We start from the raw sequence: 12,957 nt of genomic DNA on the forward strand, positions 1-12,957 counted from the left end.
CTTATGAGCAAGCTGTTCCAACCACTGCGCCTGCCCAACGGCGAGGTGCTGCGTAATCGCATCGCCAAGGCCGCCATGGAAGAAAACCTGGCCGATGCCGACCACGCCCCCGGCGAGGCGCTGATTCGCCTCTACCGCGCCTGGGCCGAAGGCGGCGCCGGGCTGATCATCACCGGTAACGTGATGGTCGACCGCCATGCCCTGACCGGTCCGGCCGGCGTGGTGCTGGAGAGCGATCGCCACCTGGCGCGCTTCGCCGCCTGGGCTGATGCCTGCCGCAGCCGTGGCGCGCAGGCCTGGCTGCAGATCAACCATCCCGGCCGCCAGCTGATGGCCGACCTCGGCCAGCCGGCGCTCGGGCCCTCCGCCGTGGCGGTGAACATTCCCGGTCTGGAGAAGCTGTTCGCCCAGCCGCGCGCGCTGTCCGAGGCGGAAATCGAGGAGCTGATCCAGCGTTACGTGAACACCGCCATGCTCGCCGAGCGCGCCGGCTTCAGCGGGGTGCAGATCCATGCTGCGCACGGCTACCTGTTCAGCCAGTTCCTCTCGCCGCTGGCCAACCGCCGTACCGACCAGTGGGGCGGCAGCCTGGAAAATCGCGCGCGCATCCTGCTGCGCACGGTGGCGGCGGTGCGCACGCTGGTTTCGCCGCAGTTCTGTGTGGCGGTGAAGCTCAACTCGGCGGATTTCCAGCGCGGCGGCTTCGATGCCGACGAGGCGGCAGCCGTGGTGCAATTGCTCAACGAGCAGGCGGTCGACCTGGTCGAGCTCTCCGGCGGCAGCTACGAGAGTCCGGCGATGCAGGGCCAGACCCGCGACGGCAGCAGCCTGGCGCGCGAGGCGTACTTCCTCGAGTTTGCCGAGCGTATCGCTGCGGTTGCGCGCATGCCGCTGATGGTCACCGGTGGTATCCGCCGCCGTGCCGTGGCCGAACAGGTGCTGCAAGGGCCGGTGGCGATGCTGGGGATGGCGACCGCGCTGGCGGTCGACCCGGCGCTGCCGCGGCGCTGGCAGTCCGGCGAGGATGCTGGCGTCGAGCCGATCGTGGTGGCTTGGAAGAACAAGGCCTTCGCCGCGGCGGCGACCCAGTCGATCGTCAAGAAGCAGCTGGCGCTGCTCAGTCGCGGCAAGCCGACCCGGCCGCGCACCTCGCCGCTGCTGGCGCTGCTCGGCAACCAGCTGAAGACCAAGCGGCAGTCGCGCGAGTACCGGCGTTGGGTCAGTCGCTGAGTCGGCTCAGCCCGGCAGCGCCTGCTCGGCCAGCTTGCGAGCGCGGGCCGGGGTGGCGCCGAGCGCCTTGAGGAGCATCTCGACGACCTTGCTGTCGTGCTGCTCGACGCCGCGCCCTTCTATCACTGCGCGCATGCCGCCGACCCCGCAGGACACCACCAGGTCGAGGGCGATGCCTTCGTCGGGGTAGCTGAACGCACCTTCCTCGACGCCGGCGCGCAGGTCGGCGAGCACATGGCCGGCGATCTTCGAGCGGATCGCCTGGTCGAAGTGCACCACGCGAATCACCGCGCTGGCCCAGTCCGGGTCGCTCATGGCGCGGCGGATGAACATGCGTACGCCCACGCTCAGGCGGCGGGCGCCGCTGTCGACATGGGCGTTGAGCAGCTCGATGGCTTCGGAGAATTCATCGGCGAGGGCGATGCCCACCGCCTCGACTACTTCGTCGCGGGTGCGGAAGTAGTTGTAGATGGTGCCGCTGGCGACTTCTGCCTCGCTGGCTACTTCCAGCAGCGCGACCTCACCGACCTCCTTGCGTGCGAACAGGCGCAGCGCCGCATCGATCAGGCTCTGGCGGGTGCGTGCGCGCTTCTTGTGGCCGCGGGTCAGGGGGGCGATGGGTTGCTCGGAGTTGCTCATCGGGATGCTCGTGGTGGAACCGGCGCTGATGATAGTGGATGCACCGGCGCCGGCGCAGCTTCGGTCAATGGCCCAGCAGGGCCAGGCTTTCGCGCACCATTGTCGTGGCGTGCTTTTGCGAGCCTTCGTGCATGACGATGCGGTCCGGGCGCACGACGGCCAGCGAGCAGGGCGGCGCGTTGGCGAGCAGGGCCCGGCCCATGTCTTCGACGAAGGGCGTCGATGCCTTGCTCTTCTGCCCGTGCAGGCCCACCTGCAGGTAGCCGCCGCCGGCGCGCTCCCATTGCTGCTGGGTGTGCTGATCCAGCTGCGCGCGTGGATCGATGCCCAGGCCGACCAGGGTCAGGTTGTCGCCGAGGGCGTCGTCGCTGAGACCGATGGCGCCGTTGGCGCTGCGCACCAGTCCCTGGGGGAAGAGCCCGCCACGACGTAGCCGGCGACCACGAGCACGCGGCACGAAGAGCCCGCGCTTGAAGTTGTTCTTCGGCTTGATTTCCAGCTCTTCGAAGTAGCGGCGTAGTGGTGGGACCAGGCGTAGGACGCGCATCAGGCCGTGGCCGATGAAGGCCATAGGCGCATTGCTCGGCATCACCATGCGCCCCATCAGCTTGGCCAGGGCGATCATTTCCTGGGCGTGCGGACGGCGCTCCTCGTCGTAGCTGTCGAGAATCTTCGGATTGGCCCGTCCATTGAGGACCCAGGCCAGCTTCCAGGCCAGGTTGGAGGCGTCACGCAGCCCCGCGACCAGGCCCTGGCCGACGAAGGGCGGGGTGATGTGCGCGGCGTCGCCGATAAGGAAGACGCGCCCGCGCTGGAAGCTGTCGCAGCAGCGGGCGTGGAAACGGTAGACCGCCTTGCGCTCGACCTTCAGCTGATCCTGGCTGATCCATTTCTCCAGCAGCTTGGCGATATGCGCATCGCTTTCCATCTCCTCGCGGCTCTCGCCGGCGTGGAGCATGAATTCCCAGCGCTCGCGGCCGCCCGGTGCGGGCATGTGCGGCGTGGGACGGCGGTGGTCGCAGATGAATTCGACGTGATCGATGGCCTGCTGCTCGCGGTCGGCGGCATCGACGATCAGCCAGTCTTCGCTGTAGCTCTGGCCTTCGAAGTCCTGGCCGATCAGGCTGCGCACCCGTGAGCTGGCGCCGTCGGCACCGACCAGGTAACGCGCGCGCACTTGGTGCTGGCTGCCGTCCTCGCCGCGCAGCGTGGCGGTGACGCCGTCGCTGTCCTGGCTCAGGGTTTCCAGGGTGAAGCCTCCGAGGTTGAGCACATTGTCGAAGCGCTGGTACTGCGCGCGCATCGAGCGCTCCAGGTCCGGCTGGTAGAAGGTCACCAGCTTGGGGTGGCCATCGAGGCTGCCGCTGGTGTTGGCGCGGCCGAATTGGCCGACCATGGGGCAGTGCATGCGCACCTCGGGAATGACGATCTTGTCGAAGGCATCCTCTGCCAGGCCAGCCAGTTGCAGGATGCGCAATGCCTCGTTGTCGAGGGCAATGGCGCGAGGCATCAGCAGGATGTCGTGGACCTTGTCGATCGCCAGGGTCTGTACGCCGTAGCGGCCGAGCAGGGCTGCCAGCGTGGCGCCGACCGGGCCGTTGCCGATCACCAGTACGTCAACGGCTTCGGGCAGTGCAGAGGTGTTCTCGTTGTGGCGCATGCGGACCCCTTGTCATTGTTGGAGGGTAGGGTGTTTCGCGCAGAATATTTAAAAATGAGTAATTATTCAATATTGATTGAAATCATAATTTTAGATTATCTGGGCGGCTTTGCCGCGACTCAATTGGCGGCAGTGCGCGGTTGATCGGAAGTAGGGTCCACTGCTAGTCCGGACAAGGATCTGATCGACATGGCCAACTTTGGTCGGGCCTTCACCCAGGCTAACGACGGTGGGCACATGAACTTCAAGAAGGGCGGAGCCTTCTCGAAAATCTTCAAAGGCACCCATGACCTTAAGTTGAAGTACAGCGACACCGATGTATTCGTGCGCGGCAAGTGTTGGTACGACTTCGAACTGAAGGACGAGAGCCGCCTGTTCAAGGATATCGACGACCACAATTGCAAAGATGGCGACCAGTCTTCCGGGGCGGAGATGCTGGACGCCTTATCCGTAGACGGTGGGGCTGTTAGCGATGTCCCACCAACATGCAAATACGCGATGCTGGTTGCCAGCGTCTGCTATTGGCTGACTCCAGCCTTATACGACAGGTTTAGAGCGGCCAATTGCAGTCATTCGGTAGCGGGTTGGGGAATGCCCTAAAGGCTCAAGCCCTGAAGACAACAATTGCCCCACATTCAGCCCTTGAAATAGACCATTTGATGAGTGGTCACCAATAGCTCACCATCAGCCCCCCACAGTTCCGCCGATTGGTCGAAAAAGCCATGATGGAATCGGTTGGCGCGTGCCACGCCCAGCAGGGCTCGATTCCCCTGGCGTGCCAGTGACTCGGTGTCCGCGTGGAAATAAGTGGTCAGAGACACTGTGCCTGCCGGCATCATCTGCTGACGACGCACGAATACTCGCGGAAAGAAGACATCACTGATCGCCATCAAAGACAAGAAATCCAGCAGGCGAGGCGGCTCATCGCGTACCCAAAGGCGGGTTGTTGCCCCTAAGGGCTCGCTACCGGGCTGCAGACCACCATCAATGATGTGGAGTGCGTAGTTCTTGGCCCACCCCGGATACATCTGCGTGTCCAGACGTGAGACCTGACTCGCTGCAGGCACCTTGGGCATGACCAGCTCTGTCGCCTGCCAGCCAGCCTCCGGGCGCTGCGCAGTCATCACCGTCGCGGTCACCGCTGTCTTTCCTTGCTGGTTTAGCGCTAACACCCAGTGCTGCGTTGTTCGGGTTGCACGTGCGAGTTGCACTGTCACATCAAACTCGGCATCAGCGACAACACCGGCGAAATTCACCGTCATTGCAACTGGCTGCCCCAGGCATTCTGGATTGGTCAAAACGCCGTTGAGCAAGGTTGCGGCAATAATGCCGCCGAATGGCCCCACCATGTTGGCATAGCTACCGCCGAAATGGCCGCGTAGCAGGCCCTCCTGCACAGAGTTCAGTGCGATGGCGGCATCCAACGAATGCAGTGACATATCAGGTTTCTCGTCTGTCTGTATGAGGATTCAGAAGTTGGGTTTCTAGTGCAGAGAGTAAGCTGCGCAATAGTCGGTCATGTGCATCGGGCATGGCCAGCGCCCGCGCAAGCAGAACGTCACCGAAGATCTGGCTCAGCAGGCCCAGTCCAGCTTGTCATCCTGCCCAACCGCATTGATGTGTTGTTGCTAGGGTGTCCGAGCTTTTCTGGCCAATAGCGGACGTTACTTGTTACTCCCTCAGCTTTTGAGCAAGTGAGCGAAGTGGCGATAGTACCTGCCGTGTGGTCTCACTGATGAGCGACTCCTGCTCGAACGCGGGCAGTGCAGCAACAGCTTCATCTGGCAGCTTGTAGCTGGGGAACAGGCTAAGTGCATTGCCACGTTCGATACGGGAAGCCTCGCCTGCGCTCCAGAAGTCGGAATCGACCAGCTCCTTGATCTGTTTCTGGCCTTGAGGGCCCGAGGCAAATGGCGCATCGGTACCGAACAGCAGCCGGGTTGGCTCGACCAGCTCACGCAACGTGGCCATCGATGAACGCGAAACAGATGTGGCAGTGTCCAGGTAGAAGCGCCGCAGGTAAGTCAGCACCCCCTGTGTCGCCGTGTCCCCATACTCGACCATGGTGTTGGCCAGGGACACCCGCCAAGCGACGTAGGGTAAGAAGCCCCCGGCGTGAGCAAGAATCCAGCGAATCTTGTGGAAGCGCTCCATCGTGCCCGACAGGATGAGGTTCAGTCCCGCTCGCGTAATATCGCAGGGGTACTCCACCACGCTCAGCGGAGTGCTCAGACCTAGGGGATCATTCGCCGGTACATTCGGGTGTATGAAAACAATGGCGTTGCGCTCGTTCAGTTCGTGCATCAGCTCTTCGAACTGTGGATCACCCAGGAACTTACCGTCGTTGCTGGCCATCAGGACCACACCGTCTGCCTTCAAGGTGTCGAGCGCATAGATGGCTTCGGCACACGCTTGCTCGGTGTACGGCAACGGCAGGTGAGCGAAGAAGCCGACCCGCCCCCTATTACGATCGGCAAGCTCTCGTGAGAACTCGTTACTGCCGCGAGAGAACGCTGTCAGCTCAGATTCGCCAACCTGAATACCGGGTAGAACTGCAGAGGTGATTGCCGTCTGCACGCCCTCGGCTTGCATGGTTGCGATAAACAACTCAGGAGACCAGTCGGGCAGTTCAATCCCAGCCAGGGACGTTAAGTTGCGGCGCGCGAGCAGGTCCCGCATTGCAGGTGGAACGACATGGCGGTGAATATCGATCACGCCGGACCTCTCAACTGCAGCTATGGCTGCTGCGTCTGCAGCGGGATCAACGTGACTCACGAAGTTCTTTTCTGGTTCGCTTTTCATATTCGATGCCAGCACCCCTGCACCCACGAGCGCGCCAGCGCCCACGACGAATGTACGACGTTTCATGACCACCTCTTGTTCTTGTACTTAAACCGCGTAGATCAGCGGTTTCGCATGGACTCGACCATTGATGACATAGGCTTGGTCATTGCTCGCCGCAGTCGTCCAGCCACGGACTCGCTCTCGAAGATTGGGAGAGCAGCGACAACCTCGTCGGAGTGGCGGTACTGAGGGAAGAGGCTCAGGGCATGGCCTCTGGCTATGCCGTACTTGGTCGGTTCGTGGAACAGGTCGGACTCATCCAGCGTGCGGCACTGCACTGCCGTGGCGGGAGCCGGTGCAAACGGGAAATCGCTGCCGAACAGAATGTGCGAAGGATCGACCAGTTCCTTCAGCGCAACCATTGAGTAGCGCGACGGAGATAGCGCCGTGTCGAAGTAGAAACGCTTGATGTAGTGCTGCACTCCCTGGGGGGCGTGGCGCTGCAGATCGGGAATATTCACCGTGCTCAGCCGGCCTGCAACGAACGGCAGGAACCCACCGGCGTGGGCCAATATCCAGCGGGTATTGGGGTATTTCTCCTGAGTCCCGGTCAGGATCAGGTTGATCGCGGCACGTGTGGTATCGCAGAGGAACTCGATAAGGAAGCCCGGCATGTTGAGGCCGATGTTCACGCTGGTCTCATGCAGGTTGGGATGCACAAAAACCACCGCACGGCGGCGATCCAGCTCGCTCATCAGCTCATCGAAAAGCGGGTCGCCGAGGAAGTGGCCATCGGTGCTACCCAACAGAACCACACCATCGGCCTTCAGCACATCCAGGGCGTAGATAGCTTCGCTGCACGCCTGTGCAGTGAAGGGCATTGGTAGCACTGCGAAGAAGCCGAAGCGGCCGGGATACTGAGCAACCATTCCGGCAGAGAACTCGTTACAGCGTCTGGCCAGCTGGACAGCCTGTGCTGCTCCATCACCGAAGTGAACACCAGGTGCAGAGAGCGATGTGATTGCAGTTTGAATGCCGTTGGCATCCATCACGGCAATGGATTTTTCGGGCGTCCATTTAGGCAGCGGTGCGCCCGCGACCTTCTCAATGCCCTTGGATTGCATGGTTGCGACGAAGGCAGGGGGGATTACATGGTGGTGGACGTCTATGCGCCCTTGCTTGATAGCCATGAGAGTTACCTTGACGAGCATGGAGTTCGAGTCGGCCAGCGACCCACCGCTAACACATACGATCCATAGTGAGCAGTAGTGCTCACCGAGGTCAAGGGTGATTCATGCATGAAATCGCATGCATTCCGTGCTTCAGCCTGATTAAGGTGCAACGATAAATCGCTGAAATGCTTGTTTTAGACGTGTTAGATGATATTTCTTGGTGGCCGCAGACTAAAAAATAGACGATCTCATTGTTGATTTATCGTGAGCAGAGGTGTTCACTTGTGCGCATTCGACGTTTCGAAGGTCTAAATCCGTGAGCATCATTCAAAAGCGCATCCACGAAGCCGCCCTCCAGCTGTTTGCCCAGAAGGAGCTTGTGGACGTAAACGTCAGCGAGCTGGCCCAGAAGGCAGGACTGGCGCGTAACACCATCTACAAGAATCTCGAATCCATCGATACGTTGTTCGAGACGGTAGCCACTGAGCTGGCTTCCGAGATGAACGAGCGCGTTGGAAAAAGCGCAGCCCCTGGCCTAGATCCGGCGCAGCGGCTGTCCAACGGCATTCGCTTCTATGTCCGTAGAGCCCATGAGGAGCACAACTGGGGTAGCTTCCTACTTCGCTATGGAGCCTCGCATGTATCGATGCAGGCTCTGTGGGATGGCCCGCCTGTGAGAGACGTGCTGGAAGGCCTTACCAGTCAGCGCTACAGCTTCCGCCAGGACCAGCTCTTGTCCGCCATTGGCCTGATCGCCGGAGCGGTTCTGTCGGCTATCAGTCTCGTCCTGCAAGGGCATAAGACGTGGCGCGATGCCGGCGCTGATACCGCTGAGTTTGTCCTGCGGGGGTTGGGTGTTCCAGCTGATGAAGCTCGAGCATTTGCCACTGCTCCGCTCCCAGAGTTACCGACTCTAGACGACTGATAACCCGGTTCTGCAAAGCGCACCATGTGATGCGCAGGAGGAGCTTATTGCCTGAAAAAAGTGAACAAGCAGGTTAGGCCAGTCAGGCACTTTTGCTGATCAAACGCCCGCTAGTACGCAGGGCGAAATACCCACCACTTCCAGAAATACGGAATTCATCGAGCTCTCGATGACCTGTACGGGCCGGCTCGTCCCCGAAAAAAGGGCCTGCGTCGCAACACAAGAACAACAAGAGGTAGTGAAGATGCTTAAGCAACCCCAATGGCGGCCTGCCCGGCTCGCCAGTGCCATCAGCCTTGCAACTCTGTTTTCCGCGTCGGCCCAGGCCATCGACTTCTCCATTGGCGAGATCGATGGCCAGCTGGATTCAACTCTCTCAGTCGGCGCCAGTTGGGCGCTCAGAAATCCCTCTCCAGACCTACTGGGTAGCAGCGTTACCGATGATGGTCGGCGCAACTTCGAGAAACGTGAGACCTTCTCCAAGATCTTCAAGGGCATCCACGACCTGCAACTGAGCTATGGCGAGAGTGGTGTGTTCCTGCGCGGCAAGTACTGGTACGACTTCGAGCTGAAGGATGAGAGCCGTCCGTTCAAGGATATCGACGACCACGGACGCAAGACGGGCGCTCAATCCAGTGGTGTGCAGCTGCTCGACGCCTTCGCCTACCACAACTACACCATCGCCGATCTGCCGGGCACGGTACGCCTCGGCAAGCAGGTGGTCAGTTGGGGCGAGAGCACCTTCATCCAGGGCGGTATCAACAGCATCAACCCGGTCGATGTTGCTGCCCTGCGCCGTCCCGGCTCCGAGCTCAAGGAGGGGCTGATTCCGGTCAACATGTTCTACCTGTCGCAGAACCTCACGGACAACCTCACCGCCGAGATGTTCTACCAGCTGGAGTGGGATCAGACCGTCATCGATAATTGCGGCACTTTCTTTGCGCCCAACGATGCTATTGCCGATGGCTGCACTGGGCTGGTCGCGGGACCGGTGCTGGATCAGAACGCCCTGGCTCAAGCGGCGTTGTCGCCTTTTGGCATTGACCTGACCAGCGAGGGAATCCGCGTTGCGCGCGCAGGTGACAACGATGCTCGCGATGACGGCCAGTGGGGTACGGCGCTGCGCTGGTTTGCTCCAGAGCTGAACAGCGAGTTTGCCGCCTACTTCATGAATTACCACAGCCGCATGCCTTACATCAGCGGGATCAGCAGTCCGCATATGGCGGATCTGGGCTTCGCCAGCGAGCTCTGCGCCAATCTCGGCATTGGTGTTCCGGCAATGTGCAACGCGGTCATTGGTAGTCCTCAAGGCCAGGCGCTCGCTCAGGCCTACCGCTTGGGCACGTCGCAGTACTTCGCCGACTACCCGGAAGACATCCAGCTGTATGGCCTGAGCTTCAGTACCAGCCTGCCAACTGGCACCACTCTCTCTGGCGAGATCAGCTACCGCCCGAACATGCCTATCCAGATCAACTCGGTAGACATCATCGCTGCAACGTTCGGTGACCCTAACGCTTCCCCAGTTCTGTCGTCGGGCTACTTCACCAGTGCCAACAGCACCATGTTCAAGGGCTATCAGCGCAAAGAGCTGACCCAGGCCCAGGCCACCGCTACTCACTTCTTCGACCAGGTCATGGGCGCAGACCGGCTCACTCTGGTTGGCGAAGCAGGTGTGACCCATATCAGCGGTATGGGTGGCGACGGGCTGCGCTATGGCCGGAGTACCACCTTCGGGATGGGTGAGCTGGCTGACAACAGCATCTGCACCAACCAGATCAATACCAAGACCCCGCAGTACTGCACCGACGACGGCTTCACCACCAGCACCTCCTGGGGCTACCGAGTTCGTGCGATCTGGGAGTACAGCAACCTGATCGATGGCATCGAGCTCAAGCCCAGCCTGGCCTGGTCTCACGACGTCAACGGCTACGGCCCGGAGCCAGGCTTCAACGAAGGCTCCAAGGCCATCAGCCTGGGGCTGGATGCCGTCTACCTCAATACCTATACCGCCAGCCTTGCCTACACCGACTACTTCGGCGGCGACTACAACGCGATGGCCGATCGCGACTACGTCGCTCTGAGTTTCGCCGTGTCGTTCTAATTGGAGTCACCAGGATGAACAACAAAATACTCTCGGCGTGCTCACTCGCCCTTGCTTGCACCCTTGCCAACCACGCTGCCTTGGCGGCAGTAAGCCCCGATCAGGCCAAACAGCTTGGTTCCAGCCTCACCCCCATCGGCGCTGAAATGAACGGGAACGCCGATGGCAGCATTCCCGCGTGGACCGGTGGTTTGCCCAAAAACTCCGGAACCCTCAGTTCCGAAGGATTCCTCAGCAACCCCTTCGCCAACGAACAGCCGTTGTTCACCATCACCTCGCAGAACGCGGGTCAGTACCAAGACAAGCTGAGCCCTGGTCAGCAGGCGATGCTCAAGCGCTATCCGACTTACCAGATCCCGGTTTATCCGAGCCATCGCAGTGCCAGCCTGCCAGATGCCGTTTACAAGGCAGCCCAGGAGAACGCGACCAAGGCCAAGCTGGTTGAAGGCGGCAATGGTCTGGAGGGCTTCTCCACTGCTATTCCATTCCCGATTCCTCAGAACGGCTTGGAGGCGCTGTGGAACCACATCACCCGCTACCGCGGCGGTAGTGCCAAGCGTACCCATGTGCAGGCCACGCCCTTGGCTAGTGGGAAGTTCGTACCGGTGTACTTCAAGCAGCAGTTCACCTTCCGTGACCGCATCAAGGACTTCAATCCGGCCAGCCCCGGCAATGTGTTGTTCTACTACAAGCAGCTAGTCACGGCCCCGGCGCGCCAGGCGGGTGACGTAGTGCTCGTACACGAGACCCTGAACCAGGTTAAAGAGCCGCGTATGGCCTGGATCTACAACGCAGGCCAGCGTCGTGTGCGCCGTGCTCCACAAATCTCCTACGACGGGCCATATCCAGCCTCCGAGGGGCAGCGTGTCGCCGACAACCTGGACATGTACAACGGAGCGCCTGACCGCTACGACTGGAAGTTGGTTGGGAAGCGCGAGATCTACATCCCTTACAACAGCTTCAAGCTGGACTCGCCGACGCTGAAGTACACCGACATCGTCCAACCTGGCCACCTGAACCCTGCTCACACCCGATATGAGTTGCACCGTGTATGGCAGGTCGAGGGCACCTTGAAACAGGGTGAGCGCCATATCTATGCCAAGCGCGTGTTCTTCATTGACGAGGACTCCTGGCAGATCTCCCTCGCAGATCACTATGACTCGCGTGGCACGCTGTGGCGTGCAGCTGAGGGGCATCTGACACCGCTGTACGACGTACAGGTGCCGTGGTTGGGGGCTGAAGCCCTGTATGACCTGATCAACGGCCGCTACATCGTTTCCGGCATGCGTAACGAGGAGAAGGACCCGGTTGAGTTCGGCTTCTCTTCGCTTTCCTCCGAGTACACCCCAGCTGCTCTGCGCAACGCAGGAATTCGCTGACCCCGGTTACTCCAGTCGAAGGCGTTCCGCCCTAGACCCTCGCCGCCCTACTGGGCGGCTTTTTTGAGTTCATCGGACCTCGCACCCGCGAGGAAGATCAACACAGTCATCAAATGAACACTTGTGTTCATTTATGAGCAGCTGTAGATTGACCCTCACAACAACAAGCAGGTGTTTCTGGAGCGCACATGAACAACAACGTAGCCATGCCAGGTCTCACATCCCGCCACGTCAGCGTCGGCCGGCGGCAGATCTTCCTCAGCGAAGTCGGCCAGGGACACCCCCTGCTGATGCTGCACGGTGGCGGCGCAGGCGCATCGGGCATGTCCAACTACTCGCGCAACATCGAGGCACTGGCCAAGCAGTTCCGTGTGCTGGTGGTGGATATGCCTGGATATGGTCAATCGACCAAGGGCCTGGACCGCAGCGACTCTTTTGGCGACCTGGCCCAGAGCATGCTCGGTCTGCTGGATGCTCTGCAGATCAAGTCGGCCCATGTGGTTGGCAACTCTCTCGGCGGTGCCTGTGCGTTACGCATGGCGCTGGAGGCTCCTTCGCGGGTCTCTGCTCTGGTGCTGATGGGCCCAGGGGGAATCAACACCACGCGCAGTCTGCCCACCAAGGGGCTGAATCAACTGCTCGATTACTACAACGGTGAAGGCCCGACGCTGGCGAAGATCACGCGCTTCATCCGCGATTACCTGGTCTACGACGGCAGCCTGGTTACCGACGCGATGATCGCGGAGCGCTACCGCTCCAGCATCGACCCCGAAGTGGTCGCCGCTCCGCCGCTGCGTCGTCCGCCGGGACTGAAGGCTGCCCTGCGCATGGACTTCACCCGCGACGCGCGCCTCGATCAGTGCCAGGTGCCGACCCTGGTGTTGTGGGGCGCGGACGACAAGGTGAATCGTCCCAGCGGTGGCGAGACACTGCGCCAACGTATGCCTAACTGCGACCTGTACCTGTTCAGCAAAACCGGGCACTGGGTGCAGTGGGAGCGTGCTAGCGAATTTAACGCCGTCACCGCCGGCTTCCTTGCCTGTCACACCCCGGCCTGAGCACGCGGA

The 12,957-nt window shown here is 61.0% G+C and carries 10 protein-coding genes and 1 pseudogene; 6 read left to right on the forward strand and 5 right to left on the reverse strand.

Features of this window, described 5'->3' with window-relative positions; all coding sequences use genetic code 11:
* Positions 1 to 3: 3 nt before the first annotated feature.
* The gene (locus IB234_RS15510) at positions 4 to 1,230 is read left to right on the forward strand and encodes an NADH:flavin oxidoreductase/NADH oxidase family protein (protein ID WP_192319439.1); all 1,227 of its coding nucleotides are present in this window, start codon (positions 4 to 6) and stop codon (positions 1,228 to 1,230) included.
* 6 nt (positions 1,231 to 1,236) lie between these two features.
* Here IB234_RS15510 and IB234_RS15515 read toward each other — a convergent pair whose 3' ends face one another.
* Together IB234_RS15515 and IB234_RS15520 are read right to left on the reverse strand one after the other, a co-directional pair.
* Positions 1,237 to 1,869, reverse strand: a complete 633-nt coding sequence (locus IB234_RS15515) for a TetR/AcrR family transcriptional regulator (protein ID WP_192319441.1) — start codon at positions 1,867 to 1,869, stop codon at positions 1,237 to 1,239.
* A 64-nt stretch (positions 1,870 to 1,933) separates the two neighbouring features.
* Complete coding sequence (locus IB234_RS15520; protein ID WP_192319443.1) at positions 1,934 to 3,529, reverse strand: bifunctional 3-(3-hydroxy-phenyl)propionate/3-hydroxycinnamic acid hydroxylase; 1,596 nt, start codon at positions 3,527 to 3,529, stop codon at positions 1,934 to 1,936.
* Between the two features lie 171 nt (positions 3,530 to 3,700).
* On the opposite strand from IB234_RS15520, the pseudogene IB234_RS24425 reads away from it, so the two are divergent.
* Positions 3,701 to 4,129: pseudogene (locus IB234_RS24425) on the forward strand (DUF1302 family protein); the annotation flags it as partial.
* A 35-nt stretch (positions 4,130 to 4,164) separates the two neighbouring features.
* Here IB234_RS24425 and IB234_RS15530 read toward each other — a convergent pair.
* From IB234_RS15530 to IB234_RS15540, 3 genes are all read right to left on the reverse strand, one after another.
* A complete protein-coding gene (locus IB234_RS15530) occupies positions 4,165 to 4,968 on the reverse strand; it encodes an acyl-CoA thioesterase (protein ID WP_192319447.1) in 804 nt (267 codons plus the stop codon).
* Between the two features lie 232 nt (positions 4,969 to 5,200).
* On the reverse strand, positions 5,201 to 6,397 hold the full coding sequence (locus tag IB234_RS15535; protein ID WP_192319449.1) for an amidohydrolase family protein: 1,197 nt from the start codon (positions 6,395 to 6,397) through the stop codon (positions 5,201 to 5,203).
* Between the two features lie 35 nt (positions 6,398 to 6,432).
* The gene (locus tag IB234_RS15540) at positions 6,433 to 7,503 is read right to left on the reverse strand and encodes an amidohydrolase family protein (protein WP_192319451.1); all 1,071 of its coding nucleotides are present in this window, start codon (positions 7,501 to 7,503) and stop codon (positions 6,433 to 6,435) included.
* A 298-nt stretch (positions 7,504 to 7,801) separates the two neighbouring features.
* Here IB234_RS15540 and IB234_RS15545 point away from each other — a divergent pair, with 298 nt between their 5' ends.
* From IB234_RS15545 to IB234_RS15560, 4 genes are all read left to right on the forward strand, one after another.
* Positions 7,802 to 8,410, forward strand: coding sequence for a TetR/AcrR family transcriptional regulator (locus tag IB234_RS15545; protein WP_192319453.1), 609 nt, complete (start codon positions 7,802 to 7,804; stop codon positions 8,408 to 8,410).
* Between the two features lie 244 nt (positions 8,411 to 8,654).
* A complete protein-coding gene (locus IB234_RS15550) occupies positions 8,655 to 10,511 on the forward strand; it encodes a DUF1302 domain-containing protein (RefSeq protein WP_192319455.1) in 1,857 nt (618 codons plus the stop codon).
* Positions 10,512 to 10,525: 14 nt separating this feature from the next.
* Positions 10,526 to 11,890, forward strand: coding sequence for a DUF1329 domain-containing protein (locus IB234_RS15555; protein WP_192319458.1), 1,365 nt, complete (start codon positions 10,526 to 10,528; stop codon positions 11,888 to 11,890).
* A gap of 188 nt (positions 11,891 to 12,078) precedes the next feature.
* Positions 12,079 to 12,948 (forward strand): alpha/beta fold hydrolase, encoded by an 870-nt coding sequence (locus IB234_RS15560; protein WP_192319460.1) that lies wholly within the window; start codon positions 12,079 to 12,081, stop codon positions 12,946 to 12,948.
* The last annotated feature ends 9 nt before the right edge of the window (positions 12,949 to 12,957 follow it).

Origin of the sequence: Pseudomonas sp. PDM16, assembly GCF_014851865.1 — a bacterium.
In the GTDB taxonomy this organism is placed as follows: domain Bacteria; phylum Pseudomonadota; class Gammaproteobacteria; order Pseudomonadales; family Pseudomonadaceae; genus Aquipseudomonas.